General features: G+C 71.2%; 18 protein-coding genes. 6 read left to right on the top strand and 12 right to left on the bottom strand.

Features of this window, described 5'->3' with window-relative positions; translation table 11 throughout:
- Window positions 1-52: 52 nt before the first annotated feature.
- On the bottom strand, window positions 53-991 hold the full coding sequence (locus BLS99_RS24665; RefSeq protein ID WP_091054397.1) for a helix-turn-helix domain-containing protein: 939 nt from the start codon (window positions 989-991) through the stop codon (window positions 53-55).
- Window positions 992-1,317: 326 nt separating this feature from the next.
- Here BLS99_RS24665 and BLS99_RS26445 point away from each other — a divergent pair, with 326 nt between their 5' ends.
- Both BLS99_RS26445 and BLS99_RS24655 read left to right on the top strand, forming a co-directional pair.
- Entirely contained in the window at window positions 1,318-1,647 is a 330-nt protein-coding gene (locus BLS99_RS26445) for a hypothetical protein (protein WP_176953527.1), read from the top strand.
- A 212-nt stretch (window positions 1,648-1,859) separates the two neighbouring features.
- Entirely contained in the window at window positions 1,860-3,566 is a 1,707-nt protein-coding gene (locus BLS99_RS24655) for a protein kinase domain-containing protein (protein WP_091054395.1), read from the top strand.
- 59 nt (window positions 3,567-3,625) lie between these two features.
- Here the strand turns inward: BLS99_RS24655 and BLS99_RS24650 are convergent, their stop codons facing one another.
- Together BLS99_RS24650 and BLS99_RS24645 are read right to left on the bottom strand one after the other, a co-directional pair.
- Window positions 3,626-6,592: a UPF0182 family membrane protein gene (locus BLS99_RS24650; RefSeq protein WP_091054394.1), complete on the bottom strand. Its 2,967-nt coding sequence runs from the start codon at window positions 6,590-6,592 to the stop codon at window positions 3,626-3,628.
- A 67-nt stretch (window positions 6,593-6,659) separates the two neighbouring features.
- Window positions 6,660-7,631 (bottom strand): YlbL family protein, encoded by a 972-nt coding sequence (locus BLS99_RS24645; protein WP_091054393.1) that lies wholly within the window; start codon window positions 7,629-7,631, stop codon window positions 6,660-6,662.
- Between the two features lie 113 nt (window positions 7,632-7,744).
- Here BLS99_RS24645 and BLS99_RS24640 point away from each other — a divergent pair, with 113 nt between their 5' ends.
- Window positions 7,745-9,010, top strand: coding sequence for a zinc-dependent metalloprotease (locus BLS99_RS24640; RefSeq protein ID WP_176953526.1), 1,266 nt, complete (start codon window positions 7,745-7,747; stop codon window positions 9,008-9,010).
- A gap of 177 nt (window positions 9,011-9,187) precedes the next feature.
- Here the strand turns inward: BLS99_RS24640 and BLS99_RS24635 are convergent, their stop codons facing one another.
- Complete coding sequence (locus tag BLS99_RS24635; protein WP_091054392.1) at window positions 9,188-9,718, bottom strand: YgjP-like metallopeptidase domain-containing protein; 531 nt, start codon at window positions 9,716-9,718, stop codon at window positions 9,188-9,190.
- A gap of 142 nt (window positions 9,719-9,860) precedes the next feature.
- The gene (locus BLS99_RS27215; RefSeq protein ID WP_181245930.1) at window positions 9,861-10,025 is read right to left on the bottom strand and encodes a DUF5679 domain-containing protein; all 165 of its coding nucleotides are present in this window, start codon (window positions 10,023-10,025) and stop codon (window positions 9,861-9,863) included.
- Window positions 10,026-10,295: 270 nt separating this feature from the next.
- On the opposite strand from BLS99_RS27215, the gene BLS99_RS24630 reads away from it, so the two are divergent.
- Window positions 10,296-11,600 carry an ABC1 kinase family protein gene (locus BLS99_RS24630; protein WP_091054391.1) on the top strand — a complete coding sequence of 435 codons (1,305 nt, stop codon included), beginning with the start codon at window positions 10,296-10,298 and terminating at the stop codon, window positions 11,598-11,600.
- A 213-nt stretch (window positions 11,601-11,813) separates the two neighbouring features.
- Here BLS99_RS24630 and BLS99_RS24625 read toward each other — a convergent pair whose 3' ends face one another.
- From BLS99_RS24625 to BLS99_RS24610, 4 genes are all read right to left on the bottom strand, one after another.
- Window positions 11,814-12,023: a hypothetical protein gene (locus tag BLS99_RS24625; protein ID WP_091054390.1), complete on the bottom strand. Its 210-nt coding sequence runs from the start codon at window positions 12,021-12,023 to the stop codon at window positions 11,814-11,816.
- A complete protein-coding gene (locus tag BLS99_RS27545; RefSeq protein ID WP_091054408.1) occupies window positions 12,020-12,379 on the bottom strand; it encodes a WhiB family transcriptional regulator in 360 nt (119 codons plus the stop codon). The genes BLS99_RS24625 and BLS99_RS27545 overlap by 4 nt, the downstream gene beginning before the upstream one ends.
- A 202-nt stretch (window positions 12,380-12,581) precedes the next feature.
- Window positions 12,582-12,896 (bottom strand): hypothetical protein, encoded by a 315-nt coding sequence (locus BLS99_RS24615; protein ID WP_091054389.1) that lies wholly within the window; start codon window positions 12,894-12,896, stop codon window positions 12,582-12,584.
- Window positions 12,897-13,068: 172 nt separating this feature from the next.
- Window positions 13,069-15,216 carry an ATP-dependent DNA helicase UvrD2 gene (locus BLS99_RS24610; protein WP_091054388.1) on the bottom strand — a complete coding sequence of 716 codons (2,148 nt, stop codon included), beginning with the start codon at window positions 15,214-15,216 and terminating at the stop codon, window positions 13,069-13,071.
- Window positions 15,217-15,351: 135 nt separating this feature from the next.
- Between BLS99_RS24610 and BLS99_RS24605 the strand changes: the two genes are divergently transcribed.
- Complete coding sequence (locus BLS99_RS24605) at window positions 15,352-15,585, top strand: mycoredoxin (RefSeq protein ID WP_091054387.1); 234 nt, start codon at window positions 15,352-15,354, stop codon at window positions 15,583-15,585.
- Between the two features lie 421 nt (window positions 15,586-16,006).
- Window positions 16,007-16,966, top strand: coding sequence for an EamA family transporter (locus BLS99_RS24600; protein WP_176953525.1), 960 nt, complete (start codon window positions 16,007-16,009; stop codon window positions 16,964-16,966).
- Here the strand turns inward: BLS99_RS24600 and nudC are convergent.
- From nudC to BLS99_RS24585, 3 genes are read right to left on the bottom strand one after another with little or no spacing between them, the layout of a single operon-like run.
- Complete coding sequence (gene nudC / locus BLS99_RS24595; protein ID WP_143034948.1) at window positions 16,963-17,871, bottom strand: NAD(+) diphosphatase; 909 nt, start codon at window positions 17,869-17,871, stop codon at window positions 16,963-16,965. The genes BLS99_RS24600 and nudC overlap by 4 nt on opposite strands.
- Window positions 17,868-19,178, bottom strand: a complete 1,311-nt coding sequence (locus BLS99_RS24590) for a M16 family metallopeptidase (protein WP_091054384.1) — start codon at window positions 19,176-19,178, stop codon at window positions 17,868-17,870. Before BLS99_RS24590 ends, nudC begins: the two co-directional genes overlap by 4 nt.
- Window positions 19,175-20,476 (bottom strand): M16 family metallopeptidase, encoded by a 1,302-nt coding sequence (locus tag BLS99_RS24585; protein WP_091054383.1) that lies wholly within the window; start codon window positions 20,474-20,476, stop codon window positions 19,175-19,177. Before BLS99_RS24585 ends, BLS99_RS24590 begins: the two co-directional genes overlap by 4 nt.
- Between the last annotated feature and the right edge of the window lie 83 nt (window positions 20,477-20,559).

The raw sequence follows: 20,559 nt of genomic DNA, 5'->3' as shown, positions 1-20,559 counted from the left end.
GGAGCGACCACCGATGCAGGGGGCCGCTCCCTCGCGTCGCGTCTCTAGGGCGTCAGAGCGACTTCAGGTGGTGGGCCTGGCGCTCGATGAACTCGAGGCTGCGGCCGGGGTCGAGCGCGGCCGAGCGCAGGAAGCCGAAGATCTCGTGGAAGGGCTCGACGTCCTCGCCCTCCTCGTAGACGTCGCCGTTGTGGCCCTCGATGTAGACCACGTCGGGGTGGCGGTAGCCGGGGTCGACCTCGCCGTCGAGCTCCCCGAAGCCGAGGATCGTGAACGAGGAGAGCATCCCCGGGTAGGCGCCGCCCTCGAAGGGGAGGACCTGGAGGTGGACGTTGGGGAGCGAGCCGAGCTCCAGGAGGTTCTGGAGCTGGTCGATCATGACCTTGGGGCCGCCGAGGACGCGGCGGATCGCGGCCTCGTCGATGACGTTCCAGATCTTCAGGTCGCCGCGCAGGCGCTGCTGGCGCTCCATGCGCAGGTCGATCCGCTGGTCCATGTACCGCAGCGAGCGCTCGGGGACCATGCTGAACGTGTGCCGGGCGTACTCGCGGGTCTGGAGCAGCCCGTTGATGATGAGGCCGTCGTAGACGTTCAGGCTGGAGGCGTCCTGCTCCAGGCCCACATAGGTCGCGTAGGGCGGGGAGATGGTGTCGGAGTAGCGGGCCCACCAGCCGCGCTTGCGGCCGTCGCGGGCCAGGCGCACCAGCTCGTCGACGAGCTCGGCGTCCTGGACGCCGTAGACCTCGACAAGGGCCTGCACGTCGCGGGGCTTGATGCCGACGCGCCCGAGCTCCATCCGGTAGATGGTGGAGCTGGTGACCTCCAGCGCGGCCGCGGCGTCGTCGGCGCCCTTGCCGGACTTCTCGCGCAGGTCGCGCAGGATCCGGCCCGCGCGGCGGCGGCGGACGGTGGGGCTGCCGCTCGAAGGCATCGCCTTGCCTCCCAACTTCTTCGGCAGATCGCTGTCAGCGTTGTCGTTCGATGTTCCCATTTGACACCCTGATCTCTCCGGATTCGGTGAGGACGCACCGGCTGGGGAGGACTTCTGGCCGCTCGTCCGGTGCCGGCTCGCTGCGCACTGCCGCGGCTAGAGGTCTCGCCGCGGCTGGGAGGATTCGCCACCCGATCCGGTTATACCTCTTGCATCCAAAATCTGCATGTGCAATTCTACTGTACGGAGGGGCTATCCGCCTCCCCCGACTGTACCGATTCGACACCGCACCTCGGCGACGACCAGGACACTCTGCGGTCCCGGGCCCGATCACGCAGGGCCACAAGGGATCCGCTCCGATCCGAAGACCCGAAAGGCAGCCTGCGTTGCGCAGTCCGTACACACTCGACAATCCCCCGCCGGACGAGCCGCCCAGCGAAGTGCTGGTGCCGAGCCTCTGGCGCGTGCAGGCCCGCTGGTGGAAGCGCCACACCCCCGCACTCGACCAGCAGGGCGCCAAGCACCCCGTGTGCGGCCACTGCGGCCAGTCCTGGCCGTGCCACTCCTGGGCGTGCTGGGACGGCCAGCTCGGCCAGGCCGTCCACCAGTCCCAGACCCCCGAGCCGGACGCCGGCGAGGCCCGCGTGAGCGCCGCGCCCCCGTCCCGCGCCATCGCCTTCGGCGGCGCGCTCGCCGCCGGGCTCGCCCAGACCTGACCCGCGGCGCCGCAGATCAGCGGCGGCCCGCGGCCTCCCCCGCGAAAACGCGACGAATCCGAAGATCGCCCGTTCCAGCGCGTAGCCTCAGCGCCCGCCGGTCGTTAGACCCCGGAGAGATCATCCGACGCCCGGCACATGTACCGCTCGCGAGCGTCGCCGAGGGGTGGAGCGCGGTTGGCAGGCTTCGCCGAGAAGGGGAAAGCCGCCCGATGCTGAGCACGCGCAACCTCAAGGCCGGCGATGTCCTGGACGGGCGCTACCGGCTCGAACGCCGCATCGGCGGCGGCGGCATGGGCGACGTCTGGGAGGGCACCGACACCATCCTGTGGCGCACCGTCGCCGTCAAGGTCCTCCTCGCCGACCTGGTCGACGACCGCGGCTTCCGCGAGCGCTTCCGCCGCGAGGCCCGCGCCATCGCCGTCATGCAGGGGCCGGGCGTCGTCGAGGTCTACGACTACGGCGAGATCGAGGACGAGGACGCCCAGCTCGCGTACCTCATCATGGAGTACGTCGACGGCAAGCCGCTCTCGAAGCTCCTGGGCCTGTGGGGGAAGCTCCCCACCGCCGAGACCCTCCAGGTCGTCGGCGGCGTCGCCGAGGCGCTCCAGGTCGCGCACGCCGCCGGGATCGTCCACCGCGACATCAAGCCCGGCAACATCCTCGTCCGCGGCGACGGCTCGGTCGTCCTGGTGGACTTCGGGATCGCCCGCGCCAGCCACAACCTGACGCTCACCACCACCGGGGTGGTCCTCGGCACCGTCACCTACATGTCGCCTGAGCAGGCCGCCGGCGAGAACCTGACCGCGGCCTCCGACCTGTACTCGCTCGGCGTCGTCGCCCACCAGTGCCTCGCCGGGGCGCCGCCCTTCCGTGCCGACACCCCGCTCGGGGTCCTCTCGGCGCACCTGCGCAACGCCCCGCCGCCGCTGCCGGCCGAGGTCCCCTACGAGGTCACCGAGATCGTGCGGCGCACGCTCCAGAAGGACCCGTCCGCGCGCTGGCCCGACGCGGCCGCGCTCGCCGCGGCCTGCCGCGATACCCGCGCGGCCCTGCTGTCCAACCGGAACGCGCCCGCGCGCACCCGCGTCATGGACCAGCGCGACATGAACGAGCAGCCGCCCGTCGCCGGACCCCGCACCACCGGGGCGCACCGCCGCGTCTCCGGCCCCGTGCGCGCCGACACCGGGGAGCACCCGCTCCCGGCCGAGCACCAGTCGCTGCCGCCGGTCACCGGCGCGCACGCCGCCGCGCACCTGTCGCCGCCCACCGGGCCGACGACCGGACCGAACCCCATGGCTCCCCAGGAGCCGCCGCGCAGGCGCCGGCTGTGGCTCGTCCTCTCCGGGACGCTCGCCGCGATCGCCACCGTCGGCGCGGTCGCCATGAGCCTGCCGTGGACCGGCGACGGCCCGCCCGGGGCCTCGCTCACCGACGAGTCCGGGGCCGAGGACGCGGGCGTGCAGGGCCAGGAGGGCGACGACGGCTTCTGGGCCGGCGACGACGGCGACGAGGAGCACGCCGCCACCCCCGACCCCAGCGACTCCGCGTCCGCCTCCGGCGACGCCGACCCCTCCGCCGACCCGGCCTCACCGGGGCCGTCCCTGACCCCCACCGGGCCCGCCAGCGCCACCGAGAGCAGCTCCCCGCCGCCGCCCGCGAAGGCGACGGTGCCCGGCGTCGTCGGCCTGTCCGAGGCCGACGCGCGGATGCGGATCGAGGAGCAGGGCCTCAGCCCCGCCGTCGACTACGAGGGCGAGGGCGAGGCCAAGTGCTCGGTGGTGCGCCAGTCCCCCAGCGCCGGCGCCGAGGTCGACCCGGGCACCACCGTGCAGATCACGGTCCGCCGGGCCGCCGACGCCGAGGCGTGCAAGCCCGAGTCGGAGGAGTCCGAGATGCCCGGAGGCGAAGGGCAGTGAGCGAACGCGAAAGCGCCCGGCGGCCGTTCGGCCACCGGGCGCTTTCACTTGTCTCGTTACTACTGCCCGGCCGCTTCGCGGGCGGCGGCGAGCTGGTCGAGCGCGGCGAGGAGGTCGTCGAGCGCGCGGCCCTCCTCCTCGTTCGTGCCCGACGCCTGCGCCTGCTCGTAGGCGGCCTGGGCGGCGATGACGTTGTCGATCGCGGCCTCGACCTCCGGCGGGTCGGCGGCCGGCGGCGCCTCGGTGGTCGGGGCCTCGGTCGTGGGCGTCTCGGACGGCGACTCGGTCTCGCCCTCCTCGCCCTCGGTCTGCTCGGCCTCGCTCGGGGCGCCCGAGACGTACTTCTCGACCACCATCGCCACGGCCTCCTCGAAGGTCGGCGCGAAGCCGACGTAGCCGCCGTAGCTGATGGCGACGTTCGTCAGCCGGGGCAGGTCCTCGCCCTGGCCGCCCGCCTGCCGCCGCAGGTACATCGGTTCGAGGTAGAGGATGCCGTCGCCCACCGGCAGCGCGAGCAGGTTGCCCCACTCGACGGTGGTGCCGGCCTGGGTGGCGTCGCGGAGCGTCGTCACCACCTCCGAGGTGGAGGTGATGATCTGGTGTATCTGGCGCACCGACTGGTCGTCGCCGCCGACGACGTCGTAGACCGTCAGCCGCGGGTTCCCGTCCTCGTCGTAGTAGCCCGACATGAGCGACGCGAGCGCGTTCTCCCGGTTCCTCGGTGTGAAGGTGCTGGTCAGCTGGAAGTACGGCTGGTCCTGCTCCGGGTAGGTCGCGTACACGTAGTAGGCGGGCTGGGTGACCGACTGCGCCTGGGACGGGTCGTTCGTGGTCGCCCACGCCTCGCCGCCCTCGATGAAGGTCCGCGACTCGTCGACGTGGTAGCGCTGGAGGAGGCTCCGCTGGATCTTGAACAGGTCCTGCGGGTACCGGAAGTGCGCCACGAGGGACTCGGGGGTCTCCTCCTTGGGGATGACGAGGTCGCCGCCGTAGATCTCGTTCCACGCCTGGAGGATCGGGTCCTCCTCGTCGAACTCGTACAGCTTCACCGAGCCGTCGTAGGCGTTCACGACGGCCTTGACGGAGGAGCGGATGTAGTTGACCTCTTCGGACGCCTGGTTGGCGACGCCCTGGCCCGAGTACGTGTCGTTCGTCGCGTCGGCCAGGTTGACCCGGTCGGAGTAGGGGAACTCGTTGGTCGTGGTGTAGCCGTCGACGATCCACACGATCTCGCCGTCGACGACGGCCGGGTACGGGTCGGCCTCGACGGTCAGGAACGGGGCGACCATCTGGACGCGTTCGCGGATGTTGCGGTTGTAGAGGAGCTGCGACTCCTCGTTGATCTGGCTGGAGAGCAGGAAGCGGGGCTCCTGGAACTCCCAGGCGTAGAGGAGCCGGTTGCCGATCGAGCCGATGTCGACGCCGCCGTCGCCCTCGTAGGTGGTGTAGCGGTCGTCGCCGATCTCCTCGGCCGGGTCCTCCTCGGAGTCCTCGTCGACCACGGCCACGTCGGTGGGGCGGTCGTACTCGCGGGGGGTCTCGTCGCCGGGGACGCCCACGATCGCGTACTCGTTGTTGAGGAGGCCGTAGTAGATCTGCGGCTTCTCGACGTCGATGATGTCGTTGCCGATCTGGCAGTTGCCCGGGTCGTCGGAGAGGACGCCCGAGGTGAAGCAGGGGGCGCCGTTGTCGCTCTCGGTGGTCGAGGCGGAGACGAAGCCCCAGCCGTGCGTGTACACGGTGTGGGCGACGGTCCAGTCCTGCTGCTCGTCGGTGAGCTGGCTCGGGTTGAGTTCGCGCAGGCCGACGACGAAGTCCTGGGTGACCTCCTGGCCGTTCTCGTCGGTGTAGGTGTAGCGGTCGATGTCGAGCTTCTCGTTGAAGTCGTAGAAGCTGCGCGGCTGCTGCGCCTGGGTGAACGCGTCGGAGACCACGAACGGGTCGATGAGGCGCACGAACGGGACCGTGGACTGGTCGGCCGACATGGTCTCGGCGTTCGGCTGGGAGGCCACGCTGTAGGTGGTGGTCTCCAGCTCCTCCATGCCGTAGGCGTACCTGGTGCCGTCCATGGTGTGCTGGGCGTACTCGCCCTCGCGCTGGGGGCGGTTGGGCTCGACCTGGAAGTTGCGGACCACGGCCGGGTAGATGCCGCCGGCGGCGATCGCGGTGACGACCACGAGGCCGAGGGCCGCGGCCGGCAGCGCGAGTGAGCGGGTGAAGCCCCACGAGAACACCAGGATGACCACGGCCGCGATGACGGAGACCCAGATGAGCGCGTTCTTGGCGTTCATGAGGGCGGTCATCTCGGTGTAGCCGCCGCCGACGATGTCGGTGACCTGGTTCTCCTGGGTGGTGAAGTCGAAGCGGTCGAAGTAGTACGCGACGGCCTTGAGCCCCAGGAAGAGCGCGACGAGGACGGAGAGGTGGATGCGCGCGACGTTGGTCATGCGGTCGCCCTGGCCGGAGAAGCGCAGCGCCCCGTAGAGGTAGTAGGCGCTCAGGGAGGCGAGGAGGCCGACGACGATCGCGGCGAACCCGAACCCGATGAGGAACTGCCAGAACGGGAGCCGGAACACGTAGAAGCCGGCGTTCATGCCCAGGACCGGGTCGGTCCAGTCGAACTGCCCGCCTTCGCGGAACAGCAGCCAGGTCTCCCAGCGGCTCTGCGCGGACATGCCGGCGAAGACGCCGACGACGATCGCGACGCCGCCGATCCACCAGCCGGCGCGCGGCGAGATGAGTTCGCGGTAGCGCTCCAGGCCCTCCTGCTCGCTGGTCGCCGGCCACGTGTCGGGCCGGAAGCGGTAGGCGAGGTAGAGGTTGAGGCCGCACCAGGCGGCCATCGCCAGGGTGAAGGCGCCGAACATGGCCAGGCGCGTCCACATCATGGTCGAGAACACCGAGGTGTACCCGACCGAGTCGTACCAGAGGTAGTCGGTGCGCAGGCTGACGAGCCAGCCGAGCACCGAGAGCAGGACTATGGCGCCCACGAGGAGGATCAGGACGTAGCGTCCTCGTCGGCTCATCCGTGGTGGGGTGGGCGTCCGGTTCGCCACTGAAGCAACTCCTTCACGTCTCGCGGCGCGGTCGGGGTCAGCAGGTCGTGACTTCCCCGCCGGCCGCTAGGGACTCAAGCGCCGAGACAGCGTCCTCGAGCGTCTCGACTCTGACAATAGTCATGCCGTCGTGCGGAACGGTGACGGCGTCCGAACAGTTCGCAGCGGGCGCGAGGAAGACCTCGGCCCCGAGTTCGACCGAGGCGGCCACCTTCTGCTGGATGCCGCCGATCGGGCCGACGTTCCCTTCAGGATCGATCTCGCCGGTCCCGGCGACGACCATGCCGTCGGTGAGATCGCCCTCGGTGACCCGGTCGACGATGCCGAGCGCGAAGATCATGCCGGCGGAGGGGCCGCCGATGTCGAGCGCCTCGGTGTCGATCTCGATGCCGTACGGGTCGTCGTGGACGGACTGGAGGTCGGCCTCGCCGAGGACCACGCCGGGGACGCTGACGGCCGCGCCGGCCCGGGTGACGGTGACCGTGGTTTCGCTGTCGGCGTAATCGGCGAGGGACGACAGGGACGTGACGGCGGTCCCGTCGACCGCGGTGACGACGTCGCCGGCGAGGAGGCCGGCGGAGTCGGCGACGACGGAGATGACGGCGGGCTCGCCGAGGTACGCGAGGGCGGCCTGCTCGGCGTTCGACTGCGACTCGACCCAGTCGGCCTGCTGCTCCTCGGCGATGTCCTCCTCGGACTCCCCGGGCGGGTAGACGAGGTCGCGCGGGATGATGGCGTACTCGTCGGAGGCCCAGTAGCGCAGGGCCTCGGCGAGGGTCACCGACTGCATGACGCGCACGGTGGTGAGCCGCAGCTCGCCTTCGGACTCGAACTCCGTGGTCGCGGTGATGATGGGGTGGTCGACCCCGTCGATCTCCTCGGAGCCGAGGACGTCCTCGGTGGGGCCGGGGCTGAAGACGACGTAGGCGACGTCCATCGAGAGCGCCTGCCATGTCAGCAGCGCCACCAGAACGGCGCCCAACAGGACGGTGATTCCACGCCTTCGCATGCGGGGAAGCCTACATGCGCAGCACCGGCCGCGCTTTCGGCCCGCAGCGAACGCGGGCCCGGGAGATCGGCCAGCCGTGGCCCGGCCCCCCTACTCTGACGTACGGTTGGCCCATGGGCTCCGATATTCCATTCGGCTTCGGCAACTTGGGCGGCGACCTGCCGGACCCGAACGACCCGCGGGTGCAGCAGATGATGCAGCAACTCCAGCAGATGATGGCGCAGTCGCTCTCGTCCGGTCCGGTCAACTGGCAGCTCGCCCGCCAGCTCGCCGAGTCGGAGCTGGAGAGCGAGAACATCGTCGGCCCCGCCGACCAGGCGCACGTCGGCGAGGCGGTGCGCCTCGCGGACCTGTGGCTCGACTCGGTCGTGAACTGGCCCTCGGGGGTCACAGCGACCGACGCGTGGACCCGCAAGCAGTGGATCGCGCGCACTGAGGACTCGTGGAAGCAGCTCGCCGAGCCCCTCGCGGCCCAGATGGGCGAGGCGATGCAGACGCTCGTCCCCGAGGAGATGGCCGGGATGCTCGGCCCGATGGCCGACCTCATGAAGGGGGTCGGCTCGGCGCTGTTCGGCGCGCAAATGGGCCAGGCCCTCGCGAAGCTCGCCGGGGAGGTGCTGTCCTCCACCGAGGTCGGCCTGCCCCTGGGGAAGACCGGTGTCGCGGCGCTCCTGCCGGGGAACATCACCGCCTACGCCGAGGGCCTGGAGCTCCCGGTGGAGGAGGTGCGGCTGTTCGTGGCGCTGCGCGAGGCCGCGGCCCACCGGCTGTTCACGCACGCGTCGTGGCTGCGCTCGCACCTGCTGGGCGCGCTGGAGGCGTACGCGCGGGAGATCCGCATCGACGAGGCCGCCATCGAGGAGGCCATGTCGGACATCGACCCGACCGACCCGGAGGCGGCGGCGACGCTCGACCTCAGCGAAGTGTTCAAGCCCGAGGACACCGAGCAGCAGAAGGCCGCCCTGGCGCGACTGGCGACGACCCTGGCGCTCATCGCCGGATGGATCAACACGGTGGTGGCCGACGCGGTCGGCGAGCGGCTGCCGACCATGGACCGGCTCATGGAGTCCGCGCGGCGCCGCCGCGCGTCCGGTGGACCGGTGGAGCAGACGTTCGAGGCGCTGGTGGGACTCCAGCTCGACCAGGCGAAGGTGCGGGCGGCCGAGCGGCTGTGGCAGTCGCTGACCGAGGCCCGCGGGGTCGAGGGGCGCGAGGCGGTCTGGGCGCACCCGGATCTGATGCCGAGCGCGGCCGACCTGGAGCGCCCGGAGTCGTTCGCGACGGTCTCCGAGGCCCTGGAGGACCTGGACCTGTCGATGTTCGACCAGCTCGCGGTCAACGACCCGAAGGACGACGAGGACGAGGCCGGAGAGAAATAAGGCCCGCTGGAGTGGGGCCTGGAGAAGTAGGGCTCGGCGAAGCAGAGCCCGATGCGAACCGGGTTCGGTCAGGCGGCGCCCGATGCTGTGAGGCCGGTCCGGAGGAAGCGCCCGGTAGGTAGGAGCGCAGGAGCGGTCGTCCGGTCGCCGCGGCGGCCGGTGCGGCGGGTGCCGTTGCTAGCGCGGGTCGCTGGCCTCGGCGTCGGCGATGCCTTCGAGGTAGCCGCGGGCGCGCTCGGCCTTGGTGTAGCGGCCGACCATGTCCCAGAACGGCCGCGAGTGGTCGTGGTGGACCAGGTGCGCCAGTTCGTGGAGCAGGACGTAGTCGATGACCCAGGACGGCATCATGGTGAGCCGGCGCGAGAGCCGGATCGAGCCGTCGGAGGGGGTGCACGATCCCCAGCGGCGCTGCTGGTTGTCGACCCAGCGGACGCTCTGGGGGCGGGCGCACTCGGGGTGTTCGGGGTAGTAGCGACGGGCGAGCCTGACGGCCCGGTCCCGCAGGGCGTCGTCGGAGGCGCGGCCGTCTCGGGCCTCCCTCTTCTGGAGCCTCGCGAGCATGTGGTCGATCCATTCGCGCTCCTCGGTCGCCGAGAAGGCGTCCGGGATCATGACGACCACGCGGCCTCGTTCTTCGTAGGCCGCTACGGTGGCACGGCGCCGGGGAGAGCGCCGTACTTCTACGGGGGGATGCACTTTGCGCGCCATGAACGCACACTAATCCGCGGGGGTGACAATCGCCTAACGCAGATGTCTCGATTGCGGTGTGCGTGGTGCTATGACATGAAAATCCCCCCGCCGATCTCCCGCATGGTGGGATCAAGCGAGGGGCGGACCTTCCGGTCAGCGATCACGAGGCCTTGCCGAGGATCCGATTCATCTTGGTGCCGCACACCGGGCACGTCCCCTTGGCCATCCGGCGGCCCGAGTCCGAGACGACGACGGTGCCCTCGAAGTCGCGCTTCTCGCGACACTTGACGCAGTACCCGTTGTATGTCTCCGTAGCAGTAGCCACTGGTACCCCCCATGTAGCGGCGGTCACGCTGTGCGACCGTTCAGCCTCAGAATGCCACAGATTTCACGCCTGTAAGCCCCGCCGCGCCGCTTCACCCGGGAGGGTGACCCGCCGGGCCTGGTCGGGGCCTGGTGACGCGGTGAACGCACTCGTCCTGCCCACTGGTCCTCCTCAGACCGGCCCGTCCGTGAGAGCATTGGGAACGTGAGCGACAGGCATGGACCAGCCCATTCGGGTGATGACCTCCCGCGCCGGGCGATCGTACGGGGCATGAAGCTCGCCTCCCTCCCCCTGGGGCTGGCGGGCCGGGCGACGGTGGGCCTCGGCAAGCGCGTGACCGGGCTGGCCGACGAGATCCTCAGCGAGCAGGCGCAGCGGCGCACCGCCGAGCACGTCTTCAGCGTGCTCGGGCAGCTCAAGGGCGGTGCGATGAAGCTCGGCCAGGCGCTGTCGATCTTCGAGGCGGCCCTCCCCGAGCACCTCGCCGCGCCGTACCGGCAGGCGCTGACGAAGCTCCAGAACGCCGCTCCCCCGCTGCCGGTGGCGAGCGTCCACGGCGTCCTCGAACGCCAGATGGGCCCCGACTGGCGCGACCGGTTCCTGGAGTTCGACGACGCGCCCGCCGCGGCCGCGAGCATCGGCCAGGTGCACCGCGCGGTGTGGACCGACGGGCGGCCCGTCGCCGTCAAGATCCAGTACCCGGGCGCGGGCGACGCGCTGCGCTCGGACCTGCGCCACCTCTCGCGCATCGCCCCGATGTTCAAGGTGCTGCAACCGAACTTCGACGTCAAGCGGATCACCGTGGAGCTGCGCGAGCGGCTGCTCGAAGAGCTCGACTACGAGCTGGAGGCCGCCACGCAGCAGCAGTTCGCCGACGCGTTCGCCGGCGACCCGCTCATCGCGGTGCCGGCGGTGGTCCACGCCAGTCCCGAGGTGCTGGTCACCGAGTGGATCGCCGGGCGGCCCCTCGCCGACGTCATCGCGAACGGCACCCAGGAGGAGCGGGACGCGGCCGGGCTGCGGCTGTGCACGCTGCACTTCTCGGCGCCCAAGCGCGCCGGGCTCCTGCACGCCGACCCGCACCCGGGGAACTTCGCGATCGGCGAGGACGGGCGCCTCGTGGTCTACGACTTCGGCGCGGCCGCGCGGCTCCCGGACGGGATGCCGGTCCAGGTCGGGAGGCTGACGCGCCTCACGCTCGACAGCCGGGCCGACGAGGTCGTCGCGGGATTGAGGGGCGAGGGCTTCGTGCCGCCGGGCCTCCAGATCGACGCGAAGGCGATGCTCGACCTGCTCGTGCCGATGCTGGAGCCGATCGCCGGCGAGGAGTTCCAGTTCTCGCGCGAGTGGCTGCGCAAGGAGAGCACCCGGCTCACCGGCCAGGGCTCGGAGGCCGCGAAGCTGAACAAGCAGCTGAGCTTCCCGCCCGCGTACCTGCTCATCCACCGCGTGACGATGGGCTCGATCGGGGTGCTGTGCCAGCTCGGCGCGACCGCGAACTGGCGCGAGGTCTTGGTCGAATGGCTCCCTGGCTTCGCCGACCCCGACGGCACCGACCCGAACCGGAAGGGCTGAACCGGCGGAAGCGGGGGCAGCGGCCGCGGACTCGGACCGCGCCGGACTCGACCGTCGTACCCCGGTGGCACTGTTGATCCGGGGGCGCCGCCGAATGTCCGTTTCGCGAAGACACTCCGCGACACACCCGCTTCACGTTCACTCCCAAGGCAACAGAAAGGGCCCGCCCCCTCCCGGGGACGGGCCCTTTCAGCCAACGCGGTTTGTGCGCGGTCAATGCCTGCGGCGGCGGTGCTTCCCGCCCTTGAGGACTGCGCGCTTGTAACCGGCTTCGGTCCAGAGGCTCCGCATGCGCAGGCGTCCGAACATCTCGCTCGTCGGCGCCAGCGGCCGGACCGCCTCGACCTCCTCCGTCACGGAGGGTCCGAGGTCGTGCATGCCGACGTCACGCTTCAGGTGGCGGCTCAGGTAGTCGACGGTCATGACACCGCCACCCCCGCGAGCGCGAGTTCCTTCGTGCGCGCGGCGAGCTCCGCCTCCGCGGCCTGCTCGATGAGCGCGGCGTCCTTCCGGGGCCGGCCGCGGGGCCGCTTGCGGGCCACGACGTTCCCCTTCTCGAAGATCTCGCCGCCCCACACGCCCCAGGGCTCGTGGCGGTCGAGCGCCCCGCTCAGGCACTCCAGGCGCACCGGGCAGTCGGCGCACAGGGACTTGGCGAACTCCAGCTCGGTGGGCTGCTCCGAGAACCACAGGTCCGCGTCGTACTCGCGGCAGGCGAGGTCGCTACCGGTCTCGCGAGCCTGCTCCCGCAGCTCGGGTCCGATGAGGGTGTCGGTCATGGGCTCGGTCTCCTCTCTCGTGTCGATGGTCGGGTCGACGGTCGGTCGCATCAGTGCGGTGTGAGGACTCAATTGCTTCGCAATCTGTCTCGTCTGTTCTTCTACTGACGGGCCGCGACCTGGCGTTTCACGCCAAACAAAAAGGCCGCGATCCCTGGTGCGGGATTCGCGGCCTCGAGAGTTCCGAGCCGGGCTGCTTCAGTCAGCCCAACCGGTGTTGATCTCGAGGCGGTCTCCCGCGGGTGACGCCGTGACGCTTCTTGGAGCCGGAGAGAACCGGCTGCCAACCGAGGCCGGCGACTGCCGTGCCACGTCCACGAAGGGTCAGGGCGCCCATATCGGTGGTGGTGTCAATCTGGTTGACGGTGCTCGGAGCCGTGGTGGTCAGGACGGCAGCGGGCAGAGTGGTGCCACGGAACTGGGCGAAGACGGGCGCGATGTTCCGATAAACGGCAACGGCCGACTCATGCGCGACAGCGCCGAGTTCGGTCAGCTTGGGCTCATTGAGCAGCAACATCGTCTACCCCTCCTTTCCGGGTTCTGTGGTCGTCATCGGTCTTCATCTCCTACGTGCCGGTGCTGAGGCGCACACCTCTCCCGGCTTGAGCAACGCTACGCCCGTCCTCCTCGAGAGCGCAACGTATTTTTCGAGGGTTTTGAAAGAAAGTTTTTGCGGTCGGTTCGGGAAGTCACGACGCCTCCGTGGACAGTGCCACCGCGTCCTCCACCGCACCGCCGTTGACCAGGTGCAGGACAGCCGGACCGTACTTGTCGAGCTTGGACTTCCCGATGCCGTGGAGCTCCGCGAGCTGGGTGTCGGATGACGGACAGCGCTCCGCGATGGCGATCAAGGTCACATCGGTAAAGACCGTGAAGGCGGGTTTGGCGTCGATCTTGGCGACGCTGATGCGCCACTCGCGCAGCCGCTCGAACAGTTCTTCGTCCATAGTGGCCGGGCAGTCGGCGCAATGCCCCAGCTTGCGGTCGCGCGCGTCGGTGAGCGGCTTGCCGCAGCCGGAGCAGTCGAGGATCTTCGCGGTCTTCTTCGAGGAGGAGCGCGGCTTGCCGGGGGCGGGTTCGGGGGTCTTGGGGAAGCCGCCGAGGCCGAGCGGCGCGAGGAAGCGGCTCAGGCGCCGTTCGCGCCCGCCGGAGTTGCGGGCGAGGCCGTAGGAGAGCTGGAGCTTCTCGCGGGCGCGCGTGATGCCGACGTAGAGGAGCCGGCGCTCCTCCTCCAGTGCGGTCTCGGTGCGCGCGAACGTGGTCGGGAGGGTGCCGTCGGCGAGGCCGACGAGGAACACCGCGTCCCATTCGAGGCCCTTGGCGGCGTGGAGGCTCGCGAGGGTGACGCCTTCGACGGCCGGGGCGTGCTGCTCGGCGGCGCGGCGGCCGAGCTCGGCGCAGAACGCGTCGAGGTCGGGGTCCGGGCCGTCCTTGTCCGGGTCGGCGCGGTGGTGCTCCAGGAACTGCTCCGCCAGCGCAACGAGCGCGGCCACCGCCTCCCACGCCTCCCGCTGCGCGCCGCCCGAGGGGGCGGCGTCGGCGCGCCAGCCGACCGCGTCGAGCGCGGTGGGGACGGCCTCGGCGAGGGGCAGCTCGCCGATGTCGGTCTTGGCGGCCGAGCGCATCGCGATGACGGCCTGGCGGACCTCGGGCCGGTCGAAGAAGCGGGCCGCGCCGGTGACCACGGTCGGGACGCCGTAGGAGGCCAGCGCCTCCTCGTACGCCTGGGACTGGGCGTTGGTGCGGTACAGGACCGCGATCTCCGAGGCGCTGATGCCGTCGGCGATGAGCTGGCGGCAGCGGCGGGCGATCATGTCGGCCTCCTCCGCCTCGTCGGCGAAGACCTCGGCGGTGACGGCGGGCCCGTCGGGCCGCTGGCCGATGAGTTCGAGGCGCATCTTCGCCTCGCGGCCCTTGGACTCGCCGATGATCTGGTTGGCGAGGCCGACGACCTGCGGGGTGGAGCGGTAGTCGCGGACGAGGCGGACCAGCGCGGCGTCGGGGTGCTTGCGGGTGAAGTCGAGGAGGTACTTCGAGGTGGCGCCGGTGAAGGAGTAGATGGTCTGGCTGGCGTCGCCGACGACGGTGACGTCGTCGCGGTCGCCGAGCCAGGCGTCGAGGAGGCGCTGCTGAAGCGGGGTGACGTCCTGGTACTCGTCGACGACGAAGAACCGGTACTGGTTGCGGATCTGGTCGGCGGCGGCGTCGACGTCGGTGATGAGGTCGGCGGTGTACGCGAGGACGTCGGCGAAGTCCATGACCCCGGCGCGGCGCTTGGCCTCGATGTAGGCGGCGTAGACCTTGGCGACGTCCTCGGGGGCGGCGGGCGCGTCGCGGCCGAGGGCGGCGATGGCGCTGACGTAGTCGTCGGGGCCGATGAGGGACGAGGCGGCCCATTCGATCTCGGTGGTGAGGTCGAAGTTCTTGGCGCGGGAGGTCTGGAGCCCGGCGCGGGCGGCGGCGATCGCGGTGAACTTGAGGGTGGAGTCGACCAGTTCGGGGAGCTGGCCGCCGAAGCGCTTGGTGCCGAAGTAGCGGAGCTGGCGCAGGGCCGCGGAGTGGAAGGTGCGGGCGTTGACGCCGGCGACGCCGAGGCCGCGGAGGCGGTCGCGCATCTCGCCGGCGGCGCGGGCGGTGAAGGTGACGGCCGTGACGTGCTGGCCGCGGATGTCGCCGCGCAGGACGCGGTAGGCGATGCGGTGGGTGACGGCCCGGGTCTTGCCGGTGCCGGCGCCGGCGAGGACGCAGACGGGCCCGGGGTCGGCGGTCACCGCCTCGCGCTGCTCAGGGTCGAGTCCGGAGAGGAGCAGGTGGATGGCCTCGTCGCGCGTGCTCATCCGGACAGTGTTCCAGAGGCGTCCGACGAGAACTCGGGGACCGCTCACTCGGAAGGGGCACAACGTGAGGAGGGCCACGATCGGAGGAATGCCCGGGGGCGGTATCGCGTTACGCTCGATGGAGAAGGAGGATCGATGATCACCATGTACAGCACCACCTGGTGCGGTTACTGCAGGCGGCTGAAGTCGGCGCTCGACCGGGAGGGCCTCCACTACGAGGAGGTCAACATCGAGGAGGACCCGGCGGCCGCCGAGTTCGTCATGGGGGTCAACGGCGGCAACGCGACGGTCCCGACGGTGCGGTTCGCGGACGGCTCCGCGCTCACCAATCCTTCACTGGCGCAGGTGAAAGAGAAGCTCGCAGCTTGACCTGTGCCACATGCCGAGACTATGGTCACGTTTAGGACACAAAGCCGGTACGATGCTCTATAGTTGGCTCGTCAAGCTTGCTTAGCGACTTCGAGGGGTGGTCGCTAAGCATTCAGGCCCGGGATGGATCCATCCCGGGCCTTTTTCATGCGAGCTTGCGAGCTGGAAAAGCGGTACCGTCATGCGAGCTTGCGAGCTGGAAAGCGGTACCGTCATGCGAGCTTTGCGAGCAGGGCAGCGGTCCGGCCGTGCAAAGCTCGCGAACACGACCGAAGCACTGGTCCGTCCGCTGAACGGGTGTACCGTTCGGGCGTCCCCTCATCCGATCCCGCGCGTCGGCCGCGGCCCGGAACCCCAGGTCCCGGGCCCGTTCCCCGGCCACCCGCGCCCTGTCCGCCGGTCGACCCGTGGAGCACTGCCAATGTCCTCACCCCGCGCCGCCCTCGGCGTCTCCCTCGTCCTCGCCGCCTCGCTGTTCTTCGGCGTGTGCGGCCCCTTCGGCAAAGTGGTCATCCAGGCCGGGCTCACCCCGATCCAGGTCACGTGGCTGCGCATCTGCGGGGTCGGGATCCTCGCCCTGATAGTCGCGGCCGTGCCGCTGGTGCGGACCCTTCGCGGCGGGACGCGCCTGCCGTGGGGCGCGCTCGCGCTCTTCGGCCTCACCGCGATCGCCGCGGTGCAGGCGTTCTACTTCATCGCCGTCGAACGGCTCCCGGTCGGGATCGCGCTGCTGCTGGAGTTCATGGGCCCGGTCGTGGTCGTCGCCTGGGTGCGGTTCGTGCGGCGCACGATCCTGCCGCGCGCGGCCGTCATCGGCGTGCTGCTCAGCATCGTCGGCCTGTGCATCGTGGTCGAGGTCTGGTCGGGGCTGCGCCTCGACGCGGTCGGCCTCGTCGCGGGCGCGGCGGCCGCGGCCTGCCAGGCGACGTACTTCCTCTCCGGCGAGAAGCTGACCGCGAAGGTCGACGTGCGGGTGCTCCTGGCGATCGGCTTCACCGTCGGAGCGATCCTCCTCGCCCCGTTCGCGGCGCCGTGGGCGCTCGACTGGGGCGTCCTGTCCTCGCAGGTCGCCTTGGGCGGCATCGAGATGAGCGCCGGTGCGAGCATCCTCGCGCTGGTGCTGTGCACGGCCGTCGCCTACGGGCTCGGCCTCAGCGGCCTCCGGTTCGTGTCCGCGCCGGTGGCCGGCGGCCTCGGGTACACCGAGGTCGTCGTGGCCTCGCTCGCGGCGTGGGCGCTGCTCGGCGAGGCACTGACGGTCCCGCAGATCATCGGCGGCCTCGTCGTCATCGGCGGCGTCTTCACCGCGCAGCGCGCGGTCGCCGCCAAGCAGCACGACCCGACGGCGGAGGCCGAGGCCGCCGCCGTCACGAAGGTCTAGACCCCTTCGAGCCAGTTCTCGATGAGGAAGCGCGCCACCGAGATCCGCACCGCGCTCGGCGTGGCGTCGGCGGTGTCGACCCACATCTGGCGGACCTCGTCCGCGGTGAACCAGCGCGCGTCCGCGATCTCCTCGGCCTGGAGCGCGAGCGTCTGCGACGGGTCAGCGGTAGCCCGGTACGCGAGCATGAGCGAGCGCGGGTAGGGCCACGGCTGGCTGGAGACGTAGTCGAGGCGGTCGAGCTTGAGGCCGACCTCCTCGGCGACCTCGCGGTGGACCGCGGCCTCGGCGGACTCGCCCGGCTCGACGAACCCCGCGATGCAGGCGTACCGGCCCTGCCGGGTCGACTGCGCCGACGCCCCGATCGTGTTCTGCGCGATCGCGGGCTTGGGCTGGCCGCCGTAGCGCTGGTGCTGCGCGAGCAGGACCCGGTCGGCGCCGTCGTCGATGAGGACGATCACGGCCGGGTCGGTGCGCGGGAAGACCGGGCGGCCGGCCTCGCCCGCGAGCTCCCAGCCGGCCATGCGCGAGCGCAGCGGCTCACCGGTGGTCGGGTGGAACCGGTACGTGGCGTGCCAGTGGCCGATCCCGATGGCCTCCACCGCGATCGCGAGGTCGCGGCGGTCCCAGGTGGGCTTGATCCAGCGCCCGGGGAGCCCGTCGGGGAGGTCGGCGAACACCGCGAACACCGGCGGGTGCTCGCCGCCGAGGTAGACGCGCTCGCCCTCGGGGGCGGTGTCGGCGTCGTAGTAGCGCAGCCCGTCCTCGTCGGCGTCGATGCGCTCGTGCTCGGGGTCGCAGACGACGATCTGCGCCTGCTGCCACGCGTCGACGAGCCAGGCGTCGTCGCCGCGGTGGGCGGCGAACCGGTCGACCTCGTCGACCGCCAAAGGCGGGTGCATCATTGCGCGGCGATCTCCCCCAGCTCGGCGAGCGAGTCGCGGATCAAGGCGCCGTCGCCCAGGACGACGGTGACCGCGCGGTCGGGGTCGAGCTCTTCGGCGGCGACCCGCTGGATGTCGGCGGTGGTCACCTCGCGCAGGCGCTCGGAGTGCTCGGCCAGCCACGAGAGTTCGAGCCCCGCGGAGGCGAGCACCGAGATGTAGTTCGCGACGCCCGCCTGGGTGGCGGTGGCGAGCTTGATCGACCCGAGCGCGTACCGGCGGGCCAGGTCGAGCTCCTCGGCGGCGGGCGGGTTGTCGGCCATGCCGCGCAGCTCGGCGCGGACCTCGGCCAGCGCGAGTGCGGTGACCTCGGTGGCGACGTCGACCGCGGCGAGCTGGCTGGAGCCGGCCGGCGAGTGGTCGACGCGCGAGCGCGGCGAGTACCCGTAGCCCTTCGTCTCGCGCAGGTTCATGACCAGGCGCGAGGTGAAGTAGCCGCCGAAGACGAGGTTGGTGAGGTGCTGGGCCGCGTTGTCGGGGTGGACGCGCTCGACCGCCGGGTAGGCGACGCGGATCGCGGACTGGACCGAGCCGGGCCGGTCGACCAGGACCAGGGGCCCGGTGACGAGGGCCGGCAGGGGCTCCATGGTGCGCGGCTCGCCCGCGCCGTTCCAGTCGCCGAGGGCCTTCTCGACGGCCGCGAAGGTCGCGTCGGGGTCGATGTCGCCGACGATGACGAGGCGGGCGCCGGCCGGGTGGATGCGGGAGGCGTGCAGTGCGAGGACCGCGGCGCGCTCGACGCCGGCGACCTCGGCGGCCGTGGGCTGCTGGTGCCCGTACGGGTGGTCGCCCCACAGGCGCGCGTCGAGGACGCGGCCCACCTGGAAGTCCGGCTGCTGCTCGGCGACCGAGAGGCCGTCGATGATCCGGGAGCGCTCGACCTCGAAGGGCGCGTCGGGGTACTCGGCGGCCTTGAGGATGTCGCCGAGGGTCTCCAGGAGTTCGGGGAGCCCGGTGGCGAGGCTGTTGCCGGACACGGCGATCCGGTCCGGGTCGGCGCCGGCGCCGAGGGCGCCGCCGACGCTCTGGAGGCGGCGGGCGATGTCGGTCATCGACGCGGACTCGGTGCCCGAGAACAGGGTCGAGGCGAGCAGGTCGGCGGCGGCGAGGTCGGTGTGCGCGGCCGGGATCGACAGGCGCACCTCCGCGAGCGGGACGCCGGGGCGGCGCGTGAGCAGCACGCGCAGGCCGTTCGGGAGGGTCCGCTCGACGGGGACCGGCAGGGACAGCGGGACCTCCGGCGCGAGTCCGGGCACGGGGATCTTCACTGGGCGCCTCCGGGGACGACTTCGAGGACGGCGCGGCGCCGCGGCGTGAGCGCGGCGGCCGCCTGTGCGACGGACTCGGCGGTGACCTCGCCGAGCAGCCCGGCGAACCGGGTCGACATGGCGGCGTCGCCGTGGAAGATCTCGGCGGTCGCGAGGCGGCGCGAGCGGCCCATGACCGAGTCGTCGCCGCGCAGCAGCTGGGCGGCGACGCGGGCCTTGACGCGGTCGAGCTCCTCCTCGTCGACGCCGGAGGCGACGCGGGCGAGCTCTTCGTCGACGGTGCCAAGCACGGCGTCGACGGCGGTGCCCGGCGGCAGGAACGCCTGGACGAGCATGACCGTGGGGCCGCGGGAGGCGAACGGCTCGGACATGAAGGTGCAGTGCGCGGCCACGGCGGTGGCGCTGCGGTCGCCGTGGACGAGGCGTTCGACCAGGCGGGAGGCGTCGCCGTCGGTGAGCAGTTCGCCGAGGACGACGTACGGCAGGAACGCGTCGAGCTCGGTGACCGGGTCGGGCACGCGCCAGGCGGCGGCGACGGCCGGGAGGGTCGCGCGCTCGTCGGTGTAGGAGAGGCGGCGCTCGTCGGTCAGGTCCGGTTCCTCGAAGGAGGGGTGGACGGGCGCGGGGCGCGCCTCCACGTTCCCGAAGTGGCGTTCGACGAGGTCGCGGGCCTGGGCGAGGTCGAAGTCGCCGGCGACGGACAGGACCGCGTTCGAGGCCGGGTAGTAGGCGTCGAAGAAGGAGCGGGCGTCGTCGACGGTGGCGGCGTCGAGGTCGTCGAAGGCGCCGTAGCCGTCGTGGGAGTTCGCGAACGTGTCGAACATGACCGGCGGGAGCTTGATCCACGGGAAGCCGCCGTAGGGGCGGTTGAGGACGTTGACCCGGATCTCCTCCTTGACGACGCTCACCTGGTTGGCGAGGTTCTCCTCGGTGATCGCCGGGCCGCGCATGCGGTCGGCTTCGAGGAAGAGCGCCAGTTCGAGGCCGTTGGAGGGGAGGAGGTTGAAGTAGTCGGTGTAGTCGATGTGGGTGGAGCCGTTGAAGGTGCCGCCGGCGGACTGGACGTGGCGCATGTGCTCGGCCTTGCCGACGTTGTGCGAGCCCTGGAACATCATGTGCTCGAAGAGGTGGGCGAAGCCGGTGCGCCCTTCGGGCTCGGACCGCATCCCCACGTCGTACACCACCGCGACTCCGACCACGGGCGCCCCCGGGTCCGGCGCGAGGACCACGCGCAGGCCGTTCGCGAGTCTGAACCGCTCGATCGCGAACGCCGGGGCGGGAATCGTCGCAACAGTCATGGCCGAACCCTATCTCAGCTCGGTGTCGTTCCGATGACGCGGCGTTCGTCACAGCCGCTTGGATTCGGCACGAATTCCTGCTT

The organism is Glycomyces sambucus (assembly GCF_900102815.1).
GTDB classification, from domain to species: Bacteria; Actinomycetota; Actinomycetes; order Mycobacteriales; family Micromonosporaceae; genus Glycomyces; species Glycomyces sambucus.
This window is presented reverse-complemented; position numbering and strand designations above follow the sequence as displayed.

Excerpts from the sequence above, each read along its gene's own strand:
- BLS99_RS24665 (WP_091054397.1), bottom strand. The coding sequence starts at position 991 with ATGGGAACATCGAACGACAACGCTGACAGCGATCTGCCGAAGAAGTTG.
- BLS99_RS24655 (WP_091054395.1), top strand. The coding sequence starts at position 1,860 with ATGCTGAGCACGCGCAACCTCAAGGCCGGCGATGTCCTGGACGGGCGC.
- BLS99_RS24650 (WP_091054394.1), bottom strand. The coding sequence starts at position 6,592 with ATGAGCCGACGAGGACGCTACGTCCTGATCCTCCTCGTGGGCGCCATA.
- BLS99_RS24645 (WP_091054393.1), bottom strand. The coding sequence starts at position 7,631 with ATGCGAAGGCGTGGAATCACCGTCCTGTTGGGCGCCGTTCTGGTGGCG.
- BLS99_RS24640 (WP_176953526.1), top strand. The coding sequence starts at position 7,745 with ATGGGCTCCGATATTCCATTCGGCTTCGGCAACTTGGGCGGCGACCTG.
- BLS99_RS24635 (WP_091054392.1), bottom strand. The coding sequence starts at position 9,718 with ATGGCGCGCAAAGTGCATCCCCCCGTAGAAGTACGGCGCTCTCCCCGG.
- BLS99_RS24630 (WP_091054391.1), top strand. The coding sequence starts at position 10,296 with ATGAAGCTCGCCTCCCTCCCCCTGGGGCTGGCGGGCCGGGCGACGGTG.
- BLS99_RS24625 (WP_091054390.1), bottom strand. The coding sequence starts at position 12,023 with ATGACCGTCGACTACCTGAGCCGCCACCTGAAGCGTGACGTCGGCATG.
- BLS99_RS27545 (WP_091054408.1), bottom strand. The coding sequence starts at position 12,379 with ATGACCGACACCCTCATCGGACCCGAGCTGCGGGAGCAGGCTCGCGAG.
- BLS99_RS24615 (WP_091054389.1), bottom strand. The coding sequence starts at position 12,896 with ATGTTGCTGCTCAATGAGCCCAAGCTGACCGAACTCGGCGCTGTCGCG.
- BLS99_RS24610 (WP_091054388.1), bottom strand. The coding sequence starts at position 15,216 with ATGAGCACGCGCGACGAGGCCATCCACCTGCTCCTCTCCGGACTCGAC.
- BLS99_RS24605 (WP_091054387.1), top strand. The coding sequence starts at position 15,352 with ATGATCACCATGTACAGCACCACCTGGTGCGGTTACTGCAGGCGGCTG.
- BLS99_RS24600 (WP_176953525.1), top strand. The coding sequence starts at position 16,007 with ATGTCCTCACCCCGCGCCGCCCTCGGCGTCTCCCTCGTCCTCGCCGCC.
- nudC (WP_143034948.1), bottom strand. The coding sequence starts at position 17,871 with ATGATGCACCCGCCTTTGGCGGTCGACGAGGTCGACCGGTTCGCCGCC.
- BLS99_RS24585 (WP_091054383.1), bottom strand. The coding sequence starts at position 20,476 with ATGACTGTTGCGACGATTCCCGCCCCGGCGTTCGCGATCGAGCGGTTC.